This is a genomic window from Nitrospirales bacterium, assembly GCA_031315865.1.
Lineage (GTDB): Bacteria > Nitrospirota > Nitrospiria > Nitrospirales > UBA8639 > JAGQKC01.
Map to the genome: position 1 here is coordinate 1,345,090 of JALDRJ010000002.1, position 25,942 is coordinate 1,371,031.

24 protein-coding genes, 2 tRNA genes and 1 other RNA gene are annotated in these 25,942 nt (G+C 50.4%); 16 read left to right on the plus strand and 11 right to left on the minus strand.

Going from position 1 to position 25,942, the window contains the following annotated elements:
• Window positions 1-336: 336 nt before the first annotated feature.
• From MRJ96_06245 to MRJ96_06285, 9 genes are all read left to right on the plus strand, one after another.
• Window positions 337-1,380: a rod shape-determining protein gene (locus tag MRJ96_06245; GenBank protein MDR4501036.1), complete on the plus strand. Its 1,044-nt coding sequence runs from the start codon at window positions 337-339 to the stop codon at window positions 1,378-1,380.
• Between the two features lie 220 nt (window positions 1,381-1,600).
• Window positions 1,601-2,485 carry a rod shape-determining protein MreC gene (mreC, locus tag MRJ96_06250; protein MDR4501037.1) on the plus strand — a complete coding sequence of 295 codons (885 nt, stop codon included), beginning with the start codon at window positions 1,601-1,603 and terminating at the stop codon, window positions 2,483-2,485.
• Entirely contained in the window at window positions 2,485-2,994 is a 510-nt protein-coding gene (gene mreD, locus MRJ96_06255; GenBank protein ID MDR4501038.1) for a rod shape-determining protein MreD, read from the plus strand. Before mreC ends, mreD begins: the two co-directional genes overlap by 1 nt.
• 97 nt (window positions 2,995-3,091) lie before the next feature.
• A complete protein-coding gene (gene mrdA / locus MRJ96_06260; GenBank protein MDR4501039.1) occupies window positions 3,092-5,002 on the plus strand; it encodes a penicillin-binding protein 2 in 1,911 nt (636 codons plus the stop codon).
• Entirely contained in the window at window positions 4,995-6,113 is a 1,119-nt protein-coding gene (gene rodA / locus MRJ96_06265) for a rod shape-determining protein RodA (protein MDR4501040.1), read from the plus strand. The genes mrdA and rodA overlap by 8 nt, the downstream gene beginning before the upstream one ends.
• Window positions 6,114-6,229: 116 nt before the next feature.
• Window positions 6,230-7,795, plus strand: a complete 1,566-nt coding sequence (locus tag MRJ96_06270; GenBank protein ID MDR4501041.1) for an Rne/Rng family ribonuclease — start codon at window positions 6,230-6,232, stop codon at window positions 7,793-7,795.
• Window positions 7,796-7,801: 6 nt separating this feature from the next.
• Window positions 7,802-8,938 carry a DNA-processing protein DprA gene (dprA, locus tag MRJ96_06275; protein ID MDR4501042.1) on the plus strand — a complete coding sequence of 379 codons (1,137 nt, stop codon included), beginning with the start codon at window positions 7,802-7,804 and terminating at the stop codon, window positions 8,936-8,938.
• Window positions 8,939-8,974: 36 nt separating this feature from the next.
• Window positions 8,975-11,320, plus strand: coding sequence for a type I DNA topoisomerase (topA, locus tag MRJ96_06280; GenBank protein ID MDR4501043.1), 2,346 nt, complete (start codon window positions 8,975-8,977; stop codon window positions 11,318-11,320).
• A gap of 500 nt (window positions 11,321-11,820) precedes the next feature.
• Window positions 11,821-12,537 carry a PEP-CTERM sorting domain-containing protein gene (locus MRJ96_06285; GenBank protein MDR4501044.1) on the plus strand — a complete coding sequence of 239 codons (717 nt, stop codon included), beginning with the start codon at window positions 11,821-11,823 and terminating at the stop codon, window positions 12,535-12,537.
• A gap of 134 nt (window positions 12,538-12,671) precedes the next feature.
• Here MRJ96_06285 and clpX read toward each other — a convergent pair whose 3' ends face one another.
• From clpX to MRJ96_06305, 4 genes are all read right to left on the minus strand, one after another.
• Entirely contained in the window at window positions 12,672-13,934 is a 1,263-nt protein-coding gene (gene clpX / locus MRJ96_06290; GenBank protein ID MDR4501045.1) for an ATP-dependent Clp protease ATP-binding subunit ClpX, read from the minus strand.
• Between the two features lie 29 nt (window positions 13,935-13,963).
• On the minus strand, window positions 13,964-14,590 hold the full coding sequence (clpP, locus tag MRJ96_06295; GenBank protein MDR4501046.1) for an ATP-dependent Clp endopeptidase proteolytic subunit ClpP: 627 nt from the start codon (window positions 14,588-14,590) through the stop codon (window positions 13,964-13,966).
• 216 nt (window positions 14,591-14,806) lie between these two features.
• Window positions 14,807-16,126 (minus strand): trigger factor, encoded by a 1,320-nt coding sequence (gene tig / locus MRJ96_06300; GenBank protein MDR4501047.1) that lies wholly within the window; start codon window positions 16,124-16,126, stop codon window positions 14,807-14,809.
• A 226-nt stretch (window positions 16,127-16,352) separates the two neighbouring features.
• A tRNA-Leu gene (locus MRJ96_06305) sits at window positions 16,353-16,435 on the minus strand.
• Between the two features lie 182 nt (window positions 16,436-16,617).
• Between MRJ96_06305 and MRJ96_06310 the strand changes: the two genes are divergently transcribed.
• The 7 genes from MRJ96_06310 (at window position 16,618) to recR (ending at window position 20,956) form a co-directional block, all read left to right on the plus strand.
• On the plus strand, window positions 16,618-16,878 hold the full coding sequence (locus tag MRJ96_06310) for a hypothetical protein (GenBank protein MDR4501048.1): 261 nt from the start codon (window positions 16,618-16,620) through the stop codon (window positions 16,876-16,878).
• A gap of 17 nt (window positions 16,879-16,895) precedes the next feature.
• Window positions 16,896-17,708 carry a hypothetical protein gene (locus MRJ96_06315; GenBank protein ID MDR4501049.1) on the plus strand — a complete coding sequence of 271 codons (813 nt, stop codon included), beginning with the start codon at window positions 16,896-16,898 and terminating at the stop codon, window positions 17,706-17,708.
• Between the two features lie 154 nt (window positions 17,709-17,862).
• Window positions 17,863-17,952: transfer RNA gene (locus MRJ96_06320), tRNA-Ser, on the plus strand.
• Between the two features lie 56 nt (window positions 17,953-18,008).
• Window positions 18,009-18,108: signal recognition particle sRNA small type (ffs, locus tag MRJ96_06325), an RNA gene on the plus strand.
• Window positions 18,109-18,141: 33 nt separating this feature from the next.
• Entirely contained in the window at window positions 18,142-19,977 is a 1,836-nt protein-coding gene (dnaX, locus tag MRJ96_06330; protein MDR4501050.1) for a DNA polymerase III subunit gamma/tau, read from the plus strand.
• Complete coding sequence (locus MRJ96_06335; protein MDR4501051.1) at window positions 19,977-20,306, plus strand: YbaB/EbfC family nucleoid-associated protein; 330 nt, start codon at window positions 19,977-19,979, stop codon at window positions 20,304-20,306. The genes dnaX and MRJ96_06335 overlap by 1 nt, the downstream gene beginning before the upstream one ends.
• A gap of 11 nt (window positions 20,307-20,317) precedes the next feature.
• Window positions 20,318-20,956, plus strand: a complete 639-nt coding sequence (gene recR, locus MRJ96_06340) for a recombination mediator RecR (protein MDR4501052.1) — start codon at window positions 20,318-20,320, stop codon at window positions 20,954-20,956.
• Window positions 20,957-21,041: 85 nt separating this feature from the next.
• Here the strand turns inward: recR and MRJ96_06345 are convergent, their stop codons facing one another.
• The 7 genes from MRJ96_06345 to MRJ96_06375 form a co-directional block, all read right to left on the minus strand.
• Window positions 21,042-21,770 (minus strand): hypothetical protein, encoded by a 729-nt coding sequence (locus MRJ96_06345; protein MDR4501053.1) that lies wholly within the window; start codon window positions 21,768-21,770, stop codon window positions 21,042-21,044.
• Window positions 21,771-21,924: 154 nt separating this feature from the next.
• Window positions 21,925-22,521 (minus strand): class II aldolase/adducin family protein, encoded by a 597-nt coding sequence (locus tag MRJ96_06350; GenBank protein ID MDR4501054.1) that lies wholly within the window; start codon window positions 22,519-22,521, stop codon window positions 21,925-21,927.
• 374 nt (window positions 22,522-22,895) lie between these two features.
• Window positions 22,896-23,288 (minus strand): PIN domain nuclease, encoded by a 393-nt coding sequence (locus MRJ96_06355; GenBank protein ID MDR4501055.1) that lies wholly within the window; start codon window positions 23,286-23,288, stop codon window positions 22,896-22,898.
• Complete coding sequence (locus MRJ96_06360; GenBank protein MDR4501056.1) at window positions 23,285-23,485, minus strand: type II toxin-antitoxin system VapB family antitoxin; 201 nt, start codon at window positions 23,483-23,485, stop codon at window positions 23,285-23,287. Before MRJ96_06360 ends, MRJ96_06355 begins: the two co-directional genes overlap by 4 nt.
• A 177-nt stretch (window positions 23,486-23,662) precedes the next feature.
• A complete protein-coding gene (locus MRJ96_06365) occupies window positions 23,663-24,553 on the minus strand; it encodes a TraB/GumN family protein (protein ID MDR4501057.1) in 891 nt (296 codons plus the stop codon).
• Window positions 24,554-24,753: 200 nt separating this feature from the next.
• Window positions 24,754-25,356 (minus strand): nitroreductase family protein, encoded by a 603-nt coding sequence (locus MRJ96_06370; GenBank protein ID MDR4501058.1) that lies wholly within the window; start codon window positions 25,354-25,356, stop codon window positions 24,754-24,756.
• A 103-nt stretch (window positions 25,357-25,459) separates the two neighbouring features.
• Window positions 25,460-25,837, minus strand: coding sequence for a response regulator (locus tag MRJ96_06375; GenBank protein MDR4501059.1), 378 nt, complete (start codon window positions 25,835-25,837; stop codon window positions 25,460-25,462).
• Window positions 25,838-25,942 lie beyond the last annotated feature (105 nt).

Genomic DNA, 25,942 nt, shown 5'->3' on the forward strand with positions numbered 1-25,942 from the left:
TTGTATCATGGACGTGTAAGCGGAGGTTTCTCCTCAGCCTACAAACGAATGCCTTGAGTCCAATCCGTTTGTCAGCCACATCCATCCTAATGGTTTATCCACAGCCCCGAATTTCATAAAGATTGATACTTCATCAATCCTTCAATCGCAACTGCGAGCATCCCTCTTGGCAAGTGGGGTGGAATGGATGAACTCTTGAGCTCAATCGGTTCACAGAATCAGAGATTGCCCCCATTCCTGAGAGCTATCTGGATGCTGGTGAATGGACTCATGCATGTGAATGACCGAATCATTTCATCTTGTATTCATGGGTTAGATTGTTAAGGGAACCTGAGCATGGGACTCTTCAGTAATTTTCTGAGTTTGTTGTCCAATGACATGGCCATCGACTTGGGCACAGCGTCGACGTTGGTGTACATGAAAAAAAAGGGGATTGTGCTGAATGAGCCTTCTGTCGTCACGGTCGAAACTTCCAGCAATCGGATTTTAGCGGTCGGGGAGGAAGCCAAACGGATGATCGGTCGAACGCCGGGCAACATCAAAGCCGTTCGACCGATGCGCGAAGGCGTGATTGCCGACTTTGATATGACGGAAAGAATGCTTCGATATTTCATCCATAAAGTCCATACGCGTCATACCTTGGTCCGTCCACGAATCGTGATTGGTGTGCCGTCACGGATCACCCAAGTTGAGCAGCGGGCCGTCAAGGAGTCGGCTGAACTGGCCGGGGCTCGTGAAGTCTATTTGATCGAAGAGCCAGTGGCCGCGGCCATTGGCGCAGGACTGCCGATTACTGAACCTTCAGGAAACATGGTTGTCGATATTGGCGGAGGTACGACGGACATTGCCGTTATCTCCTTGGGCGGGATCGTGTATAGCGAGTCGGTTCGCGTCGCGGGTGATCAGGTGGATTCATCGATCATCAATTACCTCAAGAAAGAGTACAGTTTGTTGATCGGCGAACATATGGCGGAGCGTATAAAAATGGAGATCGGTTCTGCTCATCCATTTCCCGAAAAAAAACAAATGGCGGTCAAAGGAAGAGATTTGATTTCTGGAATACCCAGGACCATTCTCGTTAACGATTCCGAAATACGAGAAGCGTTGCAAGATTTGATCGCGACGATCGTTGGGGCCATTCGTCTGGCATTGGAAAATACTCCTCCTGAACTCGCTGGAGATATCATTGATCGTGGCATTGTCCTGACGGGGGGAGGCTCCTTGTTGCAAGGGCTTGATGCGCGACTTCGTGAGGAAACTGCGCTTCCCATCGTGACGGTCGATGACCCACTCACCTCGGTCGTGTTGGGTGTCGGAAAAATTTTGGAGGAGCTTGCTCTGTTGAGGAACGTCGCGTCGATGTCGTCTGTTCAGCGGTAGAAGCCTCTGATGCCGTATCGTGAGATTTTTTCATGCGCGCGCGGTGGTGAACGGTCAATCGGGTGTACCGAACAACGTCACGACGCGAAGAGAAAGCAGATCGTGTGAGGAGCACGCATACGTTGGGTCGCAACCGTTCCATTTTCATCTTGCATTCTCGTGGCCTTTGATAAGCGAGGATACGGCTACTTGAAAAGCCTCAAGGGACTTGAGGAATGTCATGGGTAAGCTTGGTCTTTCTGGCATGTTGGGCTCTGGGGTCAAGCGAGTCTTTGCGGTTGTCTTCGTCATCGCCCTGATCGCGATCCTCCTTTTGCCCCGTCAAACGCAAGGACTGCTCGAAGGCATTAGCCATCCGGTCGCTCAGTTTGTGGCGATTCCCATTCAGGGTTTCGCGTCATTAGACATGAGCATTCGTGAATCTTGGAATCACTACATTGCCTTACAGGGCGTGTATGAGCAAAATCTTGAGCTTCAACAAGAGGTGGACAGATTGAATGCTCGCATCAGCCAATTGCACGAGCAAATCATCGTGTCTGAGCAATTGGCGAGCTTGATGAATTTCCAGGAACAGGCTGGGATGAAAACCGTGGCGGCGCGAGTGATTGGTCGCAACGCGACCAATTGGTATCAAGCGATTATCATTGATAAAGGGCTTGAAGATGGGATCAGGAATCAAATGGGAGTCGTGACGACGGCTGGAGTCGTCGGCAGGGTCGTGAATGTCAATCCTTCCACGGCGGTCGTCCTCTTGTTGACGGACCCCAATATTGCAGTGGCAGGCATGATTCAGCGGAGTCGTGACGAGGGTATTGCACAAGGCACGGCTCAAGGAGCGGTCAGGATGAAATACGTACCGCCCCTGTCAACGGTCGAGGTCGGTGATATGGTCGTGACATCAGGGCTAACGGGAGATTATCCGAGAGGTCTTCCGATCGGGCGTGTCGGTCGGTTAGAAAAAGGCGATGCCGATCTATTTCTGGCGGCAGAAATTCATCCCATGGTCGATTTCGCAAAACTTGAAGGGGTTTTGGTGGTGACGGAATCCGGACAGTCAGCAAATTTGACCGTTCTTCCAACGACTGTGACGGCGCAACAGCCCTGATGATGTACCTCATTTTTTATGTAAGTCTTCTCTTATTACTCGTGCCGATTCAAGTCACGCTTTTGGCTCATGTCGGTCCTTGGGGAATCAGGCCTGACTTATGTTTGGTCGCGACTTGTTTGATAGGATTTCTAGGTGGAAAGCAAAAAGGCTGCATATCGGGAATCGGTATCGGGTTTGTTCAAGATTTATTCTCTGGAGGAGCAGGGATCGTCAATCTCTTCACGAAAGGCCTTGTTGGCTTTCTGTCTGGAGTCATTGCCAAAACATTATCCAATACGACGGCACAAGCTATTTTTCTCCCGACTTTTCTTTTTTCGTGTGCGAGCAGTCTCATCGCGCTCTTTTCGGCGAGACCTCAGACCGATTGGTTCTTAATGTTGCATGAAACTCGAACCATTCTTCTGCCGCAAGCCCTTTTCGATGCGTTGTTAGCATTTGGGGTTTATTGGGTTTTGAGTAAACTTGACCTTGTCGATCCCGGGGTAGAGCCGACGAGTCTTCGATAGTCCGAAAGGATCAAGATGTGACGGTCTTAACAATTGCTGTCGCTGTTCTCAAGCGTCTAGTCCCGAGCGTTGACGATGCCATGCCGCGGTTACACACATGGCCACGGTTACACACAGGTCTATCATGCTAGAAAGCGATCGTCAGGCCAATGAATTGGTGGATATTCAGGGGCGGTTGATCCTCATTAAGGTTGGGCTGCTCCTGCTGATTGCTTTACTCGGGTTACGGTTGTGGCAATTACAGATCCGCGATGGCCATGAATACCAGAGAATGGCCAAAGATAATCGAACTCGAACGATCACGTTAGAACCAGCGAGAGGGTTATTGTATGATCGCCACGGAGAACTGCTCGCGAACAATGTCCCGAGTTTTAACCTGTACGTCAGTCTTGAGGATGTGAAAGATCCTGATGCGTTGATTCAGGAATTGACGAGGCTTTTGCCCTTCAAGCGAGAAGACTTACAGGACAAACTCGCTGGTAGACGACGGAATGCCAGGATTAAGGTAAAAGGCGGTCTCTCTTTACGCGAAGCTGCCATCGTCGAGTCGAATCGGTTAAGCCTTCCTGGAACCTTTATTCATCCAGAATATCAGAGAAATTATCTCTTGGGGCATTATGCGTCACATGTCATTGGGTATGTGGGAGAAATATCAGAGGCGAAACTCAAGGAAGATGAATATCAAGGGCTACATCAAGGAAGTATCATTGGACAGTATGGGGTTGAACGGACGTATGACCAGGAATTGCGAGGCGTGTCAGGCCAAGAGCTGCTTGAAGTCGATGCCCTGGGACACAAGAAACAGACGATTTCCGTTCGCAAGCCTGTTGCCGGAGATGATCTGTACCTGACCATCGATATCCGTCTCCAACGACTGGCGGAAGATTTGTTGGGGGACGAGGCTGGAGCGATTGTGGCGCTTGACCCACGAAATGGCGAGGTCTTGGTCTTGGCCAGTCGGCCAAGTTTTAATCCGACCGCGCTATCAGGTGGTTTGCCACTGGCCGAATGGAAGGCCCTTCTTAACGACGCCAGACACCCCCTCACGAATCGAGTGATTCAAGGACAATATCCTCCCGGGTCTACGTTTAAAATTGTCATGGCGGCGGCGGTCTTGGATTCCAATGCCGCTCAATCTTCGGACCATGTTTTTTGTTCTGGCGGATTTAAGTTTGGACGGCGAACCTATCGCGATTGGAAACGGGGCGGTCATGGATCGGTTGAGCTGGTTGATGCTCTTGCCCAATCCTGTGATGTCTATTTTTATAAGTTAGGCAACCGCATGGGAATCGATACCATAGCCTCCTATTCAGAACAGTTTGGCCTCGGCCAGAAGACAGGCATTGACCTTCCTTCTGAACGATCAGGGCTTTTGCCGTCGGCTGAATGGAAACAGCGTGTGAAGGGAGAGCCTTGGTATCCGGGTGAGACCATCTCGGTTTCCATCGGACAGGGGTTTATGACCGTTACGCCGATGCAAATGGTTCAGGTGGTCGCGGCTACCGCGATGAACGGACGTGTCACACAGCCACGGTTGGTTCATGCGATCAGAAAGCGAGGGACTGGATTGATGGAAGAAGTCGTGCCGGTTTCAACCAAGCAAATCCCCATCCCTCAAACGGTTTTTACAGACATTCAAAAAGGTCTGGAAGCTGTTGTCACGAAAGGCACGGCGAAGCAGTCACGGTCTTCTCTCGTGTCGATCGCAGGAAAAACCGGCACGGCTCAAGTTGTGGCCTTGCGTTCAGGACCCGAAAAAGATATTCCGAAAGAGTTCCGAGACCATGCGTGGTTCGTCGCCTATGCCCCTGTTGAAGAGCCCACGATTGTCGTGGTGGTGTTGGCCGAACATATGGGACATGGCGGGTCAGCGGCAGCTCCCTTGGCTAAACAGTTGATCGAGGCCTATGTGGGGAATCAAATCGATGCCAAGGGCCAAGATGGAATCTCTGATGAAGATCTCGCCGATACTCCCCATGTCGCGCATGAAATCGCAGATCATGATTGATCAAGCCATGCTTCGCCGGAGTTTCGATGGGTTTGACTGGTGTTTTTTGGGGATTATCCTCGGAATTATCTCAATCGGCATGCTCTCCATTTATAGCGTGACCCCTGCCAATCCTGTCTCGGGTCTTCCCATCTATTTGAAGCAAAGTATGTGGCTATTGATCGGAGCGTTGGTGTTTATCGCCTCGGCTGGTATTGACTACCATAAACTCTCACGATTCTCATATGTCTTTTATGGCATCGGACTCATTCTCCTGGTCATCGTATTAGTCGCGGGAAAGAGTAGTCGCGGGTCTCAGCGCTGGATTCCACTCGGGCCGGTGGCGGTTCAGCCCTCGGAGCTGGTGAAAATCCCACTAATTATGGCTTTGGCGACGTATTATGGAGTAAAGCATCGTGTGGGCTGGTTGCAGCGGCTGGTTGTGCCTGGCCTGATCGTACTCCCCGGGTTTTTGTTAATTCTAAAACAACCTGATCTAGGGAGTAGTTTAAGTTTTCTCTCGATTTATATCGTTCTGCTCTTATCCGTCGGTGTGAAATCTCGCGCGTTTGGTCTCGTGGTTTTGTCGGCTTTGTTACTCTTCCCTTTCGCGTGGGGAGGGGTATGGGGATCGTTGCATGGGTACCAACAAGAGCGGATTCTCAGTTTTGTCGACCCGAATTATGACCCTGGTGGGAAAGGGTATCACGGGTTACAATCGAGGATTGCGATTGGTTCTGGCCAGTTATTGGGAAAAGGACTGTACGGAGGAACCCAGACTCAGTTTAAGTTTTTGCCTGAAGGCCACACGGATTTTGTGTTTGCGGTCTTCGCCGAGGAATGGGGGTTTTTAGGAGTGGTTATTTTGTTGGTCATGTATGGCGGACTCTTTTTAATGGGATTAGAAATTGCCTCCAAGGCCAGAGATACACTCGGTGCGCTTATAGCCGTGGGAGTTGTCAGTATGATTGCCTTTGGTTTTCTGGTCAATCTTGCGATGACCATCGGCTTGGCCCCGATCGTGGGCATACCACTGCCTTTGATGAGTTATGGCGGGAGTGCGACGATTATGACGATGGCGGCACTGGGATTGCTCTTTAACGTGAAACGCCACCGATTGACTCTCCTGTGAAAAGCACAGGCAGAGCAGTGGTTGGCAAAATGTGTGAAAGCGGGTATTGTGGATCTATGAATGCGGAGAAAAGCTGGAAATAATATCTCTCCCTTTGTTGGAGAGAGGAGGTGTGGATGGGTGTCGAGATAGCGATTAATGTGACCCGTGAAGAAACACGGGTAGCTGTTTTAGATAACAAAGTCGTCACGGAACTCTACGTTGATCGTGTCAAAAAGAAGGACTTTGTCGGAGATATTTATGCGGGAAAAGTGGTGAAAGTATTGCCGGGCATGCAGGCTGCCTTCGTCGACATTGGGTTGGACCGGGCTGCGTTTATGCACGTGTCAGATCTCTCTGTTGGAACTGAGCCAGGTGATACGCTTGTCGATAGTGAAGAAGTAGAGGATGACAAGGGACCTGATATGCCGAGACCCCGCCGGCAAACCGCTCGTCCGATTGAACAATTATTGGAAGAAGGGCAAGAGCTCTTGGTGCAGATTTCCAAAGGTCCGATCGGAACCAAGGGTCCCAGAGTCACAACCTATGTCTCATTACCCGGGCGATTTCTCGTTTTCATGCCAAATGTGGATCATATCGGCGTTTCTCGTCGGATTGCCGACGAAGAGGAGCGGGCGCGATTGAAGGAAATCATGAAACGAATTCGAACGCCGGATTATGGTTACATCGTTCGTACGGTGTGTGAGGGAGTTGCCGAAGAAGACCTTGTCTCCGACGTTAAATTTCTCAGCGCGTTATGGGAGGATGTGCTGAAAAAATATGAGCAAGAGGCCGCTCCGGCACTCCTGCATACTGATCTTACGCTCACCCTTCGAGTGGTTCGAGATCTTTTTACCAAAAAAGTCGATCGCTTGCTCATTGACTCCGAACCCGACTTTGAAGAAGTCAAAGACTTTGTCCGAAAATACCTTCCCGAACAAGCGTCGCGTGTGCATCATTATGAAAAGAAAGCCGAAGGTCTGTTTGATTATCTGGGAATCGAACTCGAAATTGCCCGAGCGCTGAGCCGAAAAGTATGGCTAAAGTCCGGTGGGCATATTGTCATCGATCATACGGAAGCGATGACGGTGGTTGACGTCAACACCGGACGGTTTGTCGGGAAGCGGGACCAAGAAGAAACAATCTTGAAAAACAATCTCGAAGCGGCACGGGAAATCGCCTATCAAATCAAGCTCCGTGGTATTGGGGGCATTATCATCATTGATTTTATCGATATGGAACGTGAACGAAACCGGGACAAGGTGTATCAGGCATTCGTGGATGCGATGGCCTCAGATAAGGCGCAAACACGGATTTCTCGAATCTCAGATTTAGGTCTTATCGAAATTTCCAGGGAACGCGTTCGAGAAGATTTATTACGAACACTGTCCGAAGTCTGCAATGATTGTGAAGGGCGAGGGTATACCAAGTCGGCCATGACCGTGATCTACGATATTTTTCGGGATCTTCGCCGAGTGGGGAGTGCGAAAGGCCAACAGCGTATCATCGTCGGAGCCAATCCACGGGTCGTGGAATTACTCTTCGATGCTGAACATGTCGGGATTGAACAGCTGGAGAAGCATTGCAATTGTCAAATACTCGTCAAGGCAGATCCCCTGCTGAATCTCGAGCAGTACGACGTGATTGTCGTGGGCGGGAGTCTTGATCGTGTTGATGCAAAGATGGCGAGTCGATCGGCGTGAACGGTCATGAACGAGGACCTGTCGTCATGGCTCGAACTACGATCGGTCAAAGGAGTGGGCCCATCAACACTTTCTCGATTAGTGCTGGAATTTGGATCTCCTCGAGCGGTTCAAGCGGCGACGGCAACAGCATTGGTCGAACAAGGTGGAGTGAGTCTGGCCGTTGCAGAACGAATTCATCAACGACCAGACCCCCAGACGAGATTAGCAATAGACCAAGAGCTACAGGCATTAGAAAATCACAAAGCTATTTCGATCTGTACGATTCTTGATGCTGACTATCCGTCTCGGTTAAGGACTATTCCCGATCCTCCGCCCCTTCTCTACGTGACCGGACAACTTGAAAAAGTTGATGATCACGCGATTGCGGTCGTGGGTTCACGAAATGCGACTCCAGGTGGGCAAGTCTTCACGCGAGCACTCAGCCGAGAATTAGCCTCGGCCGGGTTCACGGTTGTGAGTGGACTTGCCAGAGGCGTGGATCAAGCCGCTCATCGTGGAGCGCTCGACTCTTCGTCTGGAAGGACTCTGGCCGTGTTGGGATGTGGCATTGATCGAACGTATCCGATGGAGCATAAAGCTTTGCGTGAGCATATCGAATGCCGAGGCGCTATCATTTCAGAATTGTCTCTGGGGGCTGAACCGCATGGCTACCATTTTCCTCAGCGAAATCGGATCATCAGTGGATTAAGCCTTGGCGTCGTCGTGACGGAAGCGACTGAAAACAGCGGGTCGTTGATCACGACGCGTTTTGCGCTTGAATACAATCGTGAAGTGTTTGCCGTTCCAGGGGCTGTGACGAACAAAATGGCTCGAGGCGCTCATCAACTCATTAAACAGGGAGCGAAGTTGGTCGAAAGCATTGATGATATTCTTGTCGAAATACTGCCCCTGCTTGAAAAGCCGTTCGTTGAGGGGGTGACGACCCGTCGGCTGACCGAAGAGCAACCAACCTGTGCTCTCAGTGAGCAAGAGCAGGCTGTCTACACACAGATATCACTAGAGCCAATTACCCTGGAAGATCTGCTCTCTCAAGATTGTGGTCTCACGTCAGAGGTGATGGGGGTCCTGCTGTCATTAGAAATGAAAGGTCTGATTCAGCGCATAGCCGGGGCGCAATATATTCGTTCTTCCGTGCAATAAGGTCGTGAAGTACTCTAGGGATAGGAGAAAGTTTCAGTGGCGAAAACAGCCGTAAAAAAGCCTTCAACGAAAAAACCGCAAGCAAAACCGTCTCAGAAGAAGTCTTTGGTGATCGTGGAATCTCCAACAAAGGCAAAGACTTTGACGAAATACCTGGGACGAAGCTATCAAGTCGTGGCTTCAGTCGGACATATCAAGGATTTGCCAAAGAGCAAACTCGGGATCGACCTCGATCATAATTTTGAGCCGCAGTATGTGGTCATTCGAGGCAAGAGCAAGGTTTTGACCGAGATTAAATCTCTCGCGAAAAACGCCAAAAATATTTACCTCGCCCCGGATCCGGATCGAGAAGGCGAAGCTATTGCCTGGCACATCGCGGAAGAGCTCACCGCCAAGGGACATCAGGTCTACCGTGTGTTGTTTAACGAGATTACGGAGTCGGCGGTCAAGCGAGCTCTGGAGTCTCCTGGCGCGATTGATATGAAGAAGGTGAATGCCCAACAGGCTCGACGGGTGCTCGACCGGATCGTGGGGTACATGCTCAGTCCCTTGCTCTGGAAAAAAATCCGTCGAGGGTTAAGTGCCGGTCGAGTGCAATCGGTGGCCGTGCGTGTCATCTGTGAACGGGAGGCTGAGCGGGAGGCCTTTCAACCCGAGGAATATTGGACTGTGACGGCTACGTTACAAGGAGAGCAGCCGCCTCCGTTTGTCGCGAGATTGCAAGAATATCGTGGAGAAAAGATTGAAGTCAGAACGGCTGAAGAGGCCCATACCATCACTCGAGCACTGGAGTCAGCCACCTTTCGAGTGGCGAAGATTGAGCAGAAGGATCGTCGTCGGAATCCTTCGGCCCCCTTTATCACCAGTCGTCTTCAACAAGAAGCGGCCAGAAAGCTCAGGTTTTCGGCGAAAAAGACCATGATGCTCGCGCAAAAACTGTATGAAGGTCTTGAGGTAGGCGAGGAAGGCCAAGTCGGGTTGATCACCTACATGCGAACGGATTCGACAAGAATTGCTCCTGAAGCGCAAGCTGAATTGAGGGAGTATATTCAGGGAACGTATGGGGATCGCTATCTTCCCGAAAAGCCTCATGTCTATAAAACGCAAAAAGCGGCGCAAGAAGCGCACGAAGCCATACGTCCAACGGCCGTCAGGCGTGACCCTGAAAGTCTTCGCGCGTTCCTTGAACCTGATTTATACAAGCTGTATCGGTTGATTTGGAATCGATTCGTCGCTTCGCAAATGACTCAAGGATTGGATGTTGTGACGAAAGTGGATATCCAAGCCAATGACTATGTCTTTCGGGCGACGGGCACGGTCGAAAAGTTTGATGGGTTTCGCCGTGTCTATATAGAGGGTGTCGACCAGGTGTCATCTTCAACATCCAAGGATACCGAAGTCGTGAGTGACGAGGAGATTCGATTGCCGGACCTGTCGCAAGACGAAGCACTTACCTTGGTGCAAGGTGATGACCAAGGCCTTCAATCCAAACAACATTTCACTCAACCCGCCCCGCGTTACAATGAAGCCCTGTTAATCCGGGAACTGGAGGAGAAGGGAATTGGACGGCCGTCGACCTACGCGACGATCATCTCAACGATTCAAGATCGACAATATGTTGAAAAAGAAGACGCGCGATTTAAACCTACTGAATTGGGCCGAATCGTCAATGATCGGTTAGTCGGTCACTTCCCCGATGTGTTTGACGTCAAGTTTACGGCCAAGATGGAGAACGAACTTGATGAAATCGAGGAAGGCGGCAAGGATTGGGTGTCCACGGTCAAGGAGTTTTATTCTCCATTTTCTAAAAATTTGGGCGTCGCCGAAGACAAGATGGAGGGACTGAAGGGGAAAGAAGAACCCACGGACATTATTTGCGAAAAATGCGGAAAAAATATGGTGATTAAATGGGGACGGCGTGGCTATTTTCTGGCCTGTCCCGGCTACCCCGAGTGTAAGTCAACCAAGCAATTTACGAAAGACGAACAGGGAGTCATACAAATCGTCGAGGAAGTCGCAGAAGTCACGGATGAAGTCTGCGATAAATGTCAAAGCCCCATGGTGGTCAAACGCGGTCGTTTCGGGGTGTTCCTGGCTTGTTCCCGGTACCCGGAATGCAAGAGTACGAAACCGATGAAACTCGGCGTCAAATGTCCCGTCGAGGAATGCCAAGGGGATCTCGTGCAGAAGCGAACGAAAAAAGGGCGAACCTTCTACTCATGCAGTCGATATCCAAACTGTAATTACGCGTTATGGGACAAACCTGTAAAACGCGAGTGCCCGAAGTGTCGAGCCCCGTTCCTGGTCGAAAAAATCAGCAAGCAAGCTGGAAGTCGAATCTACTGTCAGAATGAAGGGTGCGGGTATGAAGAAACAGGGTAGTGCGTATCACAATCCCACGTTTATCTCTTTGTCAGAAATCCTGCCGTCGATCATACGTACAAAATCCTGCCGAAATTACAAAACAAATTACAAAACGAAAAGCAATGTAGATCAACAGTCATGATCATGTGTCCCTGCGTCATGTTCACATGTGTACACCTGTCGGAAGTTTTGTCTTCTTCGGTAAAGATACGAACATGAACAAATGAGGCGTAACACACATCAATAGCTTCAGAGTTTTCAAAACCTCGAGTAAGCAGCCGGATTTCTTGAGAGCAGCGGCCATAATTTCATGACACAATTGGCGTTCTGTCGCTGTCATTCCCCCCTCGCAACAGCTTGATCAAGCCTCCTTGTATCGTTCGAAGTAAAACGCATCTGGGTTTTCAATGACTTCGACGTCATCAGGTGTTTGGCATTTGCTTTGCTAGTCAGCCTGCACAAGAAGAATTATTCCAGAAATTTTCCTAGGTTCTCCTAGGTCTAATAAGGAGGTTGTTATGGGTACCTGTATGAATCCAGTTCGTGTTACAAGAGGGCTGACGGCTATGTTGGCTGCATTGGCGTTCTGCGGTGGGGTAGGTTCCACGGCGTCTGCCGGTTCTATAATCTTTGAAGACAACTTTGATCGCGGCCATTATGGCTCTAGCGCCACCGTGGGTAATGGATGGGGTGAAATCCAACGCGATTACAATGATGTGGCTATTGATCATTCCCATCTTCTATTACGGGATACTCGTCCTGGAGGAGGCGTTGATGCGGGAGCCACTCACGAAATCGACACGACCGGTTATCAGAATGTGTATGTAATGTATGATTTTAAACCACTTAAGGATTCCGACCCTAATGACTATCTCTATGTAGATTTCCGTACGCTTGGAAGCCAGACCTGGACGACTCTTGCCAGTCATTCGTTAGGAGGGAACCAATGGGCATGGAACACGGCATATTTTGGATCGTCAGGAGACAACACACTTCTGCAATTACGATTCTGGACTGATGTGACTGAAGATTCTTGGTTTTATGGAAGTTACCGAGCAGGTGAGAAAGAAGGGGCGTATATTGATGCCCTGAAAGTCTGGGGTGATCCAAAGCCCATGGCTGCCACTCCCGAGCCCAGCACCATGGCCTTATTCGCGACGGGCATGGTGGGCATGGGCCTGTGGCGTATGCGAAAAAACAAAGCGGACGGGAAGTCTGCGCCGTGTTCTGACTGATAAATTCTTATCGCTTCAATGCGGTGAGATTATAAGTGAATGCCGGAAGAGCGTATGTTCTTCCGGCATTTTTTTTGAATCAGCTTAGAGTGGGGGGGAAATCTCTCAGAGAGATGACGTAGACAAACGATGAGTTACGATCCGACGGCCGACTTGACCCCCTTGGGGCGTTGCAAGACTTTCATCGGCTCTCCCGTCCCTCGAATCACTTCTTCCGTGATGAGGACTTCTTCGATTTCCGGATGAGAAGGGATGTCATACATCACCTCGAGCATTTTGGATTCAAGAACCGCGCGAAGACCGCGAGCCCCCGTTTTTTGCGCAAGGGCTTTTTTCGCGATCGCATCCAAGGCTCCATCTGAGAACTTCAATTTGACTTTATCGAGCGACAACAATTTTTGATATTGTTTGACCAATGCATTTTTCGGCTCAGTAAGGATTCGGACGAGCGCTTGTTCATCCAGGTCGTCCAGAGTGGAAATCACCGGCAGACGCCCGATGAATTCGGGAATGAGCCCATATTGAAGGAGATCCTCTGGCTCAATGTAGGGCAAGAGCGATGTTGAGGCTTTTGGCGCCTCAGGCTCATTGACTTTGGTTCGAAACCCCATTCGTTTTTGATTGAGTCGTTGTTCAATAATCGCTTCGAGTCCAACGAACGCCCCACCACAGATAAAGAGGATGTTGCTGGTGTTGACCTGGATAAATTCCTGATGAGGATGCTTCCGTCCTCCTTGAGGCGGGACATTCGCGACCGTGCCTTCGATTAATTTTAGGAGGGCTTGTTGGACGCCTTCTCCCGACACGTCGCGGGTAATCGAGGGGCTATCGGATTTTCGGGTGATCTTGTCGATTTCGTCGATGTAGACGATGCCGTGCTCGGCCCGGTCGACTTCATAGTCAGCGGCCTGGAGGAGTTTTAAGATGATATTTTCAACGTCTTCTCCGACATAGCCGGCTTCGGTGAGCGTCGTGGCGTCAGCGATCGTAAACGGTACGTCCAGGTATTGTGCCAGGGTTTGCGCAAAGAGAGTTTTCCCAGTCCCTGTTGGGCCGATGATGAGAATATTCCCTTTCTGCAATTCGATATCATCGAATTCATTGGCCGCGATACGTTTGTAGTGGTTATAGACTGCGACGGAAAGGATTTTTTTTGCGCGTTCCTGACCGATGAGGTATTGTCCCAGGTATTCCTTAATTTCTACCGGCTTGCGAAGTTTGGATGAAATCTCTTCTTTGGCCTCTTGCCAATCTTCCGAAATGATGTCGTTGCAGAGTCCGACACACTCATCGCAGATATAGACTGTTGGTCCGGCGATGAGCTTCCGGACCTGGTCCCGGCTCTTCCCGCAGAACGAACAGCGAAGATTGGCGTCAGATTTCGATTGTTTGGCCATGGCCGATCCTCATGAAAGAAAAAAGACGATTATGCTGGCGCTCCATTGGCGGCGTCCTGGTCTGACTTACCTTGCTCGGGACTGCGTATGATCACTTCGTCGATCAGGCCGTAGACCTTGGTTTCTTCTGCCGACATGAAATAGTCGCGTTCGGTATCGCGTTCGATTTTTTCTAACGCCTGTCCGGTATGCTTGACAAGGATATCGTTTAACCGTTCTCGAATTTTGAGGATTTCTCGTGCGTGAATGTCTATTTCCGTGGCTTGCCCTTGAAAGCCGCCCATGGGTTGGTGAATCATGACCCGGGCATTTGGCAGCGCGTAACGTTTGCCTTTGCTGCCCGCACACAAGAGGAGAGCTCCCATGCTGGCAGCCTGCCCCAAACAAATTGTCGTGATCGGGGATCGGACGTATTGCATGGTGTCATAGATACCTAACCCGGCCGTCACGCTTCCTCCCGGAGAGTTAATGTAGAGATTGATATCCTTTTCAGGGTCTTCAGCCTCCAGGAATAAGAGCTGGGCAATGACGACGTTGGCAAACACATCATCGATGGGAGCTCCTAAAAAAATGATACGGTCTTTCAAAAGGCGCGAATAGATATCGTAGGATCGTTCCCCACGAGTCGTTTGTTCGATTACCATTGGGATAAGCATACGGTCGATTCCTCCTCAGAGTTCTTATCGGTTTTCACATAAGTGTTTCTTAACGATCCGTGGAATTGGCCCATGCGACTCATTAATGAGCAATAGTGCTGGCTTGCCTAGCACTGTTTTTGCTGACCGACATCGTTGACAGCCTTGTTTTTCTAATGTGCCGAACGACAGTTGGCCAAATTCGTCATTCAAGGTTACGTGGTTCGAGTCTTTTCGTTACCCTTGGACGACAGAAAATTCATAGACCAATTGCAGGGCTTTTTCCGCGAGAAGGCGTTCACGAAATTCTTCTCGAGATTGTTGCCCTCCAGCCTCGACCATCTTTCGTACTTCCTCCAGGGGAAGCTTGACCTGTTGCGCCAGTCGAGCCATTTCCGCCTCGATATCATCATCTTCAACCGTGAGTCCCTCCTTCTCGGAAATGCTTTCCAGGATGAGACCGAGCTTGACGCGCTTCTTGGCCTCTGGCTGAAGTTCTTGTTGAAGACGCTTGACTTCTTCTTGAAGTTTCAAGGGGTCGTCGATGCTCCCCTTACTTTTTTGCTGTTCCCGAAGCATTTTTTGGCGAACCATGGTTTGAAGTTCGCGGTCAATGAGGGGTTCAGGGATGTCGAAATGGTGCATCTGAACGAGCCGGTCGATAACCTGTTCTTTATACCCGTCTTCGATGTCGCGTTTGAGCAGGGTCTCGAATTGTTCTCTGATCGAATTGCGTAATTGCTCAAGAGTTTCATACTCTCCGCAATCTTTGGCAAACTCATCATCGAGCTCAGGCAACGTTTCCTGTTTGATGGCATCAATCGTGAAGGAAAACGTAACGGTTTTGCCCGCTAACCGTTCGTCGGGATGATTGGCCGGGTATTCTTGTTTGATATCGACTCGCGAACCGGCAGTTTGTCCGATCAAGTGCTCTTCGGCTTCGACGCCAAGGATTGGAGTTTTTGAGCCAATCTTGTGGGAATATCCGGTTTTTTTGGTGCCTTCAACCGGCTGACCATCGAGTAACCCCTCTAGCGTCATGATCGCGTGCATTCCTTCTTCCAGTTTGGCGCCTTCTGGTGCGGCGTCAAGCTGAGCATGTTGCTCCCGTAGATTCGCTAAGGCCTGGTCGACTTGTTCGTCGGTTACGGTTCGTGTATCGGGTTTGAGCGATATCGGATTTGGTGGCCGGTAATCACCGAGGGTGATCGTCGGCTTAATTTCGACGGTGGCGGTAAATGTGAAAGGGGAATTTCGTTGTATTTTCAGACGTTCAAACGGCGGAATTTCGACGACAACGGGTACCACTCCGGCTTCTTTGACCGCTCGTTGATAATAATCCGGGACGATCCGTTGTACGACATCTTGAGCAACCATCTTGGAGTAGCGTTTTTCTAAGATAGCCACTGGGGCTTTGCCAGGCCGAAATCCTGGGACTCGGACCTGCCGTTTCAGTTCCCCATACACCTTTTGGAATTCGTTATTGACGGCATCTTCCGGGACTTCAATCTTTAATGCTCGTTTGACTGGTCCTAATTCGGTCATTTCCATTTTCATGGAACGGTTACTCCTCTACAGCTAACGTGACCCCGTGGTAAATAATGAGTGTATAGTAAAAAAAAGCTTATGGCTAAGCCTCGATAAATTTCATGGATATTCCGATGCCCACATTGACGACTGGAGCAGAGGGCTCGTAAAAATGTGGATAAAAGCCGTTGAACATTCTGAAACATCCTGAAAGGTTTCCACTCCGTTCTCTAGATGAGATCATCAACGAGTCTGGTGGTGCGAGAGGGGGGACTTGAACCCCCACGGTTGCCCACAAGATCCTAAGTCTTGCGCGTCTGCCAGTTCCGCCACTCTCGCATACCGTCCGTTGTCCGCTTATTCTCAAAAGCGCAAGTGCGTATTCTAAAGGAAAATGAGAGGTAGAGGAAAGCCGGAAAACGACGAGTTTGCAGGCTTCTCGAATGTGGAGAATAGCAGAGTTGAATGAGTTTAGACGAGTCTGGTGTTCTTCTTCTTGCCAGAAATCGCCGAGTTAGAGTATGGTAGCATCTCATATGGCACTGAAACGTCTCTACCAAGATATTTATCGCTCGTTTCGGGAATCCCGGAAAAATTATAAGGGATACGACTTTCACCAATCCCCGAATGAAAGCGTTCCCCCACATCAAGTGACATTCAAGGAAAAACTTAAATGGTGGACGATCAACCGTCCCAGCCGGCTCAAATCGATTGAACAAGAACGCGACCGGCTTCAGCAAGAAATCGTCGGGCTGAAGCACCCTTCCCAAACTTCTCAGTAGATTGCAGCGTCTGTTTCGTGTCAGAGTTCATTCACGCGACGATCCAACTCTATACACAAGCCTTTGCCGCCACGATCCAATCGTTTCGCCGGGGTTGGATGTTAGTCGTCGTGGTCCTGGGGTGTGCCCTGTTGATGTTCATGGCCACTCTCATGGTTTCCTCACTCGGCATGATAGGAGGATTGATCCTTGGCGCTGCGAATGCCTTTCTGATTGGCGTGATATTGCAGTTACTCGAACTTGTCGTGTTGGGTGCCCGGAAGATTAAATGGAACGATGTTCCACAGAGCGCAGGCCAGTATTTCTGGGATGTGATTTCTGTCGGCTTTCTCGTGTGGTTTCCGCTCATGTTTCTCCAAATGGCCTTGCAGGCCAATCCTTACCGTGCGGTCTTGACGACGGCTGTCTTTTTTCTGGTGTTCGTGATTTTGAATCCCGTGCCTGAAATCATCTATCAACGCCGGCAGGGATCGGCTCTTGAAGTGGTTCGAGAGAGTTACGAATTTGTGCTCGAAAACTGGATCGAGTGGTTTTTGCCGGTGGCGGTACTGTTGGCCCCGTTCGGCCTGACGTTTTTTTTCGAGTTTTCCAGCCAGGCAGGGATGAGAGGGGGACTTGATTTCTTTAACATTTTATCCGTGCCTTTTCAGTTGTTATCAGGTTGGTTACAGTATTTTGGCGTTTCGGATACCGTCAGTTTCGTCCTGACTCTCCTCTGTACGCCCTTACTGGGAGTGCTGATACTGATTTTTCGCGGCCATTTGTTCAAAGCCCTGCATGGGTCGACCCGTCGTCAACGACGTTTTCAAGCACGAATGCAATCAAAGTGAGGCACTTGGCCATATCGGTTAGGCTTCCGTCAGGTTTTGTCTGATTGCCGGCTATGTGGGAGATATTCCGGAGATATCACTTGGTGTCTCGCTTGTCGCCCCGTTGACCCCATGGTAAGATCGCTCGTTTTTGTCGCTCAATATGTTATATCACGGAGAGGTGCGAGAGTGGCCGAATCGGCGTGACTGGAAATCACGTGTGCCGGCAACGGTACCGAGGGTTCGAATCCCTCCCTCTCCGCCATGTAGTTTGTTAAGAATAGACTTACAGTAACAACTTGATGTGTTCTTAGAGAAAGGGGCTGGGCCCTGTGCAACAGAATCCTGTGAACCCCGCCAGGTCCGGAAGGAAGCAACGGTAAGCAGGCTAGTCTGGGTGCCGCAGGATCACCTGGCCCCGGTTTTTTTAGGGAACGTTTCACGTTGATTTGAGATGTCTACGGAATATCAAGTTTCAGCGAGAAAGTACCGTCCCGGGAGCTTTGCCCAGGTTGTGGGGCAACCTCACGTGGTCCAAACCATCAAGAACGCGATTGGTCGTGACCGTATCGCTCATGCCTACGTATTTTCTGGAATGCGGGGAGTTGGGAAAACGACGGTCGCGCGTATTGTCGCCAAAGCCCTGAACTGTGAAAAAGGGCCCACGAGCGAACCCTGCGAGAGCTGTGATAGTTGCGATGAGATCACGCGAGGGCAATCAGTCGATGTGATTGAAATCGATGGGGCATCGAACACAGGGGTGGATGATGTTCGTGAATTACGCGAGAACGTCAAGTTTTCGCCTTTCCGCGGGAAATACCGGGTGTACATCATCGATGAAGTGCACATGCTCTCAAACTCCGCCTTCAATGCGCTGCTGAAAACCCTGGAAGAACCGCCGAATCATGCCGTGTTTATCTTTGCCACCACCGAAGTCCACAAGATTCCGGCGACCATCTTGTCCCGTTGCCAGCATTTCACGTTTCGCCGGATTTCACGGTTAGAGATTATTCGTCAATTACAGCATGTGGCCTCCCAAACCGGAACGGCCATCGAAGAGAAAAGCCTTGCTGTAATTGCCCGGGCAAGCGATGGAAGTATGCGAGATGCTCTGAGTTTATTGGATCAAGCGATCGCGTTTGGAGGCGAGCAGGTCAGACATGAAGATCTTGAGGCCTTGTTGGGGTCCGTCCCTGATGAGTTGGTGCGGAGTCTCGTGCAGGCCGTGATTTCCCAGGATGCGGCGGCTGGTATCGACAGTGTGGGGCAGGCCTTCGCTCAGGGCTATGATCTTCGCCTCTATTGCCGGGAAGTCGTTGAACGGCTTCGTAACGTGTTGGTCGCCGCGGTGGTCTCGTCACCAGAACAGGTCCAAAGCTTGATCGAGCTGCCGGCCGAAGAGGTCGAAACCACGATAGCTCAAGCCCGGGAGGTTAGCGAAGCTTTTCTGCAAGGCGCATTCGACGTGTTTACCAAAGCTGAAGATCGCATGCGAATGAGCGCCCATCCACGCTTTTTGTTAGAAGCCGCTGTGGTGCAGGCTACGCTTTTCGATCAAGGCGCACAACGTGTAGAACCACAGTCCCAGCCAGCTGGGACCGGGGAGGCCGCGGGAATCTCAAAATTTCAGCAGACGCCTTCAACCATTTCAGACAAACCCAAAGCCATATCCAGCCAGAAACCTGAACGCACTCAGCCCGTTCGCCAACACATTCAGACCTCGCCGAATTCTCCTGCTCGTGACAGTCTTCAGGTGGACCGTAAGATGGCAGCGCGGCCGATGGAACAGCGTAAGCAAGAACCTCAAAAACCTCCGTCGCAAATCCCGAGACAAGAAGTGTCCAGCCTGGCCGCCTCACCGACTTCAGAAAAATCATCGGTTGATTGGGGCAAGGTCATGGATCGATTAATGGAAGATCACCCCAATATCGGGACATTCGTCGAAATGGGGACATTGGTTCAAGTCGATCCAGAGCAGGTCGTCATCGGCTACCCCAAGCATGCGTCGGTGGCACGATGGCGTACGGATAAACCGGAGAATCGAGCGTTGGTGGCCAAGGTCTGCCAACAGGTCGCGGGGCACGCGATAAACGTCCGTGTGGTTGAACTCGAAAGCTCACAAGCCACAGCCATGACGATCGGGCAAACGCGGGCGCAAGAACAAAATAAGGAAGATCAAAGTCTGATTGACGAAGCGCGTACGAATCCCATCGTGAAACAAACCCTTGAGATGTTTGGCGGAGAAGTGGTGTCTGCCCGCCGTCTTTCGCCAAAAGAGGAGAATGTGTAATGTCCAAAAACCCATTCGGCAATATGAGCAATCTGTTGAAACAAGCCCAGGCGATGCAAGAGCAAATGGGGAAAATTCAGGCTGAAGCGGCCACGAAAGAAGTTGAAGCCTCCGCCGGCGGCGGTATGGTCACCGTCCGGGTGACCGGAGCCATGCAGGTTGCCAAGGTGATGATTGATCCGGAGGTGATGAAGTCGGAAGATCGGGATATGCTGCAAGACTTGCTGGTGGCGGCGACGAATGAAGCATTGCGAAAAGCCAAGGATATGATGGCGGAAGAGATGAAGTCCTTGACCGGCGGTATTGGGATCCCGGGGCTCTCATTATAAAGAAAGGGATTATGGCCACCCATCTTGCAGAAAAAGGTCCTGGGACAAGCGGACAGCGGAGTGGATTTCTTGCACGCTTAGCCAAAGAATTTGTGCGGCTTCCTGGCATCGGTCAAAAGACGGCCCAACGCTTAGCCTTTCACATCATGAAAGCTGAAAAGAACGAGGCACTTCGCCTCGCCGATGCGATTCGTGATGTCAAAGAACGCGTGACGTTTTGCACGCAATGCCGGAACATTGCGGAAGATGCACTCTGTGAAATTTGTCTCAACCCCAAGAGAGACCGGACCAAAATTCTCGTAGTCGAGGAGCCGAGCACTCTTCACGCCATTGAACACAGCAAGGCCTTTCACGGTCTGTACCATGTGCTGTTTGGGTCGCTGTCTCCGTTAGATGGAGTGGGCCCTGCAGACATTCGGGCGCATGAATTAGAGGAACGCGTTAAATCGGGCGAGATCCAAGAGGTCGTCATTGCTACGAACCCGACGATAGAAGGGGAAGCCACTGCGATTTATCTCACCAAGCTGTTAAGACCGCATGGCGTCCGCGTGTCGCGGATTGCCTATGGCATTCCCGTGGGTATGGACATCGAATATGCAGACGAAGTGACATTGCTCAAATCCATTGAAGGCCGACGCGAGCTCACGTAGTCGCCTTTGTCGGTAGGGAATGGGCTTTCGTGTCGATCGTATATGACGAGCCCCTTGAAGCGACTCACTTGAAGTTAGGGCTGGGCTACATTTCTACTCCTAGTAAAGATGCGAATTGGGTAAGGTCGGCTTTCCAATCTCGCTCAAAATTCCCTTCGGCTTTCGCGAACACAACCAATTCTTTTACCGCCAGTTTACGAGTTGTCTCGTTCTTGATCTCGTCTGCAAAAAGTTTGGGGAACATAAATCCCTGAGTGATGCGAACGAGGTTTTCCTGCTCTGTCGCAGAAAGCCCGAGATGCTTCAAGGCCTTGGTGAATCTTTTCAACCCGGGGTCTCTTGTTTGATCGATGGCACAGGCCAACAGTCCTCCTATATTGTATCGATCGAAATCGGAGAATTCCTCACGTTTTGTGGCCTTCGGCTGAGGAGAAGCTTTGGGCGTTGATGCACGGTCTTGGGAAGATGTTCGCCGAGCCGGCGCTGGGGCTTTGGGGGATTTTTTAAGAGATTTCTTGGCAGAAGCCGTTGGCTGTGCTTGAGCGGCGGTTTTCTTCGGTTTCGCGGCTTTGCTTGGCTGAGTTGCGGACGTTTTCTTCTCTGAAGATGCGCTCGACTTCTTGGCGGGTTTTTTCGCGGGTGAAGGTCTCTTCGGGGATTTAGAGGGCTTTGGCTTTGCCGTTGCGACCGTTTTCTTTTTTACTGTCGAGACGGCTGACTTTTTAGGGCCGGCAGCCTTTGTCTTGGCCTTTGCCTTGCTTGTTGTTGCAGCTATCTTCTTGCTCGACGCGCCGGCGACTTTCTTCTTTGCCATGAACACTCCTTTCCGTGGAGACAGGTTGCTATTGAAGGACCATGCACTCGCATACATACCCCAGCACGCTCGGAACTATAACGGGACATCCTTTATCGAGCAAGTGGTCTATCATGCTTGATAAGAAAAACGAGACCAATGCCTCATCGCCTCATCAGGGTGATACGCCGCTGCGGAGTACGATCTCGCAGATATGATCCAAACGTTCGATGTGTTCATACGCGGACCAAGGATCTTGGGCCATAGAACACACGCCGTGGTTAGCCTGTCCGACGATATCGTATTTGCCGGCTGGATCATCTTGGCTTACCCCTAGCGCCTGGGCCGTAGCTTCTCCTAATTCTGCGCTGATGGCCGGCAATGCGGGGACGGTAGGACCGATCCGCGTATAACGGTAGATTTCCGGAAAGTCCTGACAGATTTTCTGGAGATCGAACCCGCGATACATGGCCGCGACTACGTGGGTAGGATGGACATGGACAACCGCACGCGTTCGCGTCATTCCCCTCAGCAGCAGATAGTGCATATGGAGTTCACCCGAAGGGCTCGTGCCTTTGGGGATCTGCATATGGCCGTCAGCGAGTTTAATTTTGATCATGTGTTCCGGGTGCACAATGGTTTTTCGCCATCCAGACGGGGTGATGTAAATATAGATGCTTTTTGCGCGGCGCAGGCTGCAGTTGCCGTCTCGCGAGGTAATCCATCCTCGTTCATAACATCGCCGTAGTACATCGCCTATTGCCGTGATCATAAGGGAAGTCTCCTTTTAGGTAATGAGGGCAAGTCTTTTGTTGTTGCATTCTTGATCGATCGTTTCAAGGCATTGTCCTCCTCAGGCTTGAACGAGGGCACCGTTCCGAGAATAAGCACATCTTCACCTTGGAGCCACATTAACTTGTTATAGCGAATCCAAATACGTGCCAATCGATACAAACAACACACCCCGCGAGGTACGACGTTGAACCATCCAGTAATTATTGGAAACGGCTATAACTTATCAGTGTCTCTCATTCCATCAAAGGGGCCGAGCTTCAACTGTCAAGGAAGAATACAGCAACAAAAGACTTGATCTATGCTTGTGTGTGGAGCCGTCAAAGCATATCCCTTTTTTCTTAATGAGCAATCTCAAAGGACTGCACGAAGTCCTAAGTAGCGAACCATTGGGTCGAAATCTCGATCGGAGTAGAGAAGAGGGAGATCTTGAGCAATACAAAAGGTCCCAATCATGACATCGATAGTTTTGCGGACCGTGACGCCACGTTTGCGGAGGGTTCGGTAGTGTTGTGCGCTCTGAAGGGCAAGAGATGGGCCCACCATTGGCACGACGGGAAATACACGGAGAAGTTTTCGCGCAGTATCGAAATGAGAATCTTGCTGAAACCCTTGTAAAACTTCAGTCAGAATAAGGTCTCCTAGCAAGATCTCTTGACTACCCAACAGGTCATCAAAGGCTTCGGTTTCTTGCGTGGAGATGTCGTTGAAGTAATCAATCCACACGGAGGTATCCACAACGGTCATAATTTAGTATCACGTCTCATAGCTTCAAGGTTTCCGGTCCACCTAAGCTTGCCGCGATACTTCCTGACCATCTGTTGCCGTTGAAGGCGAAGCAAGACCTTGAGCCCTTCTTCCACAACCCCCTTCTTGGTCTTAATGCCCGTGATGCGTTGTGCCTCTGAGAGCAATTGGTCGTCTATAACGATATTGGTACGCATGGTAAACCCCTGAAATGTGTATGTTTATATGCTATTATACACATTGTGGTTTTGCAAGGCATGTGGTTACCTTGAATTCAACTTGATTCCGCGCTGACCACGTTGTTAGCCGGGCCTGTTGAATATTGAAGTTCCCAACGGCCATTTGCCAGAAAAACGTTGTCCGCTCCGATTATTTTACAGTTGTTGTATCGCGTACCCTTTTTCCTTCAGTATCGCCAGCAAGCCTTCGTTTCCCAATAGATGCAAGGTTCCCACCACGATCATGTAGGGTTCGTCGTGCTGTAGGTACGTTTCAATGCGTGGGAGCCAGTTTTGGTTTCGTCGGGTAATTAACGCTTCATAGACTTCAGGAAATGCTTGCATGCCCGTGAGCAAGACTTCCAAACCCTGAATTTTTCCATGTGTCCAGGAGTCGACGAGTTGCTGTGTCTGTTGTTCCAGGAGTGTGATTTCTTCTAATGTCTGGAGGAGAAATGATTCCTGAGTCGTGTCCGATAACTGATCGAATAAATCGAGTTGATATTCGACTGTTTCCAATCCTTCTGTCGTCTTCCCCTCTCTCTTGGCCTTTTGAAAAAAGTGCTGATCGACGCCGAATTCTGTCCCAAATCCCAATTTCTGCAACTCTAGGATGGTGATCGTGCTCGCCAGCATCCAGGGCTTCATGAGATTGAACATGGTCATCGAGTACCCACGTCGCTCGAGTTGTGTTTTGGCTACGGCATAGTTCCCGGGCGATAGTGTTTTTTGAAGCGTTCGTCCATCCGTATACAGGCCTTTCGACAACGCGTTGGCTTGAGTGGCGGGAGAGGACATGTCGTCAAGATTCGCTTCAAACACTAGGTGAGCGACAGAGTCATACGCAGCGTAGATCGTATCGTTCAAAGGATAGTTTTCTTGTTTTAAAACATGCACGGAGCCAAGGAGATAGACGGTATTGGATGGTGAGGAGACTTTCCAGAGGCAGCTTGTCGCGGTTGCATGAGCGTTGTCAGGTAGCAGAAGATATATCAGGATAAGGAAAAGGAGGCTCTTTGTTTTTGGAGTATTGGGTCGTTGTGACATGTGAAATTCCTTGTGAGGTCGTTGGGTTAGAGGCTGATACGAGTTCCCGATAGAGCGTCAGGCGGCACGTCTAGCTATATGGTACTCGACCTAACGATTAAGACAAATGGCTAAGAGGAAAGATCTGATCAGGAAAAATGTCGAAGGAAATGACGGGAGGACTGTTGATTGAATTATTTAAAGAAGCCCAAAAACCGCGGTTACGGTTCCCAGTGGATCGATTGTCCCCATGAGCCTTGAAAAGCGAATGTGGATACCGGATTCCGCGTTCTTTCTGCCAATTCTCGCTCACGGAGTGCGTCAGGTAAGCTGTGGGGATCACCGATGTAGCCGATGGCTACTCCAGTGACTGCTTCATAATGTTCAGGGATACCGTAAGTTGATCTGGCCTTATCTGGAAAAATCCCTGCCATTTGATGAACGGCAAGTCCAAGGGCTGTAGCTTGAACCACCAGATTTCCTACTGCCAGCCCAATATCATGATACGCATGCGGATTGGGTTTTCCATTGTGTGCAAACCTGAGTTTCGCCACCGTGAGCATGAGAACAGGGGCCTGTTTTGCCCAGATTTGATTGGCTTCAGCCAGGCATGACAGCATTCTGTCATATTCGGCTTGTTGTCGCTTTGTGGCGATAAGAAAATTCCAGGGTTGTTCATTGAAGCATGACGCGGCCCATCGGGCGGCCTCCAGAAGGCTCTGCAGTTTCGTCTCTTCAACCAGAGCCTCTGAGAATGCTCGAGGGCTCCAGCGTTCTTGTAACAGGGGATGGATGGGAAATTGCGTTTTGGCGGTTTTTGACATCCGTCTTCTCTAGGCGAACCGGTCAGGAGTCGATGACAGCCTCCGAACGGCTCATCTTAATATACCCGTCACGGATGAACAAGTCAGCGGGGTACCGGAAGCGTCAGGTTGAGGGCTCAGCGAGTAATGACTTGGCGAGATCGACGACTTCTTGCATTTTGAAGGGTTTTTTGACGGTATGATGCGCGCCAAGGCGATGCGCAAGATCCAGCAGATTCACGTGCGCGCGCTCACTCCCTCCCGATATGGCGATGATTTTAATAGTGGGAAATTCACGACGTAATTCAAGAATGGTTTCCAACCCCTCTTTTTCCGGCATGAGAATATCCAGGATCACGACGTCGGTTGGTGAGGACGTATAGTAGCTCGTGCCTTCTTCGCCATTATGGGCAACTCGGGCGTCAAAGCCAGCCACTTCGAAGGCTTCACGGAGAACCCCGCAGACCTGTTCATCGTCGTCAATGATTAAGACAGATGGCATAATCTTCACAAAGGGCGTTCCGGCCTTGCCCGACCCTGAATATCTGATGAAATTGTAACGTGTTCCGGGTTAAATAGAAACTGTTTCTGCTTATTTAATGGAACA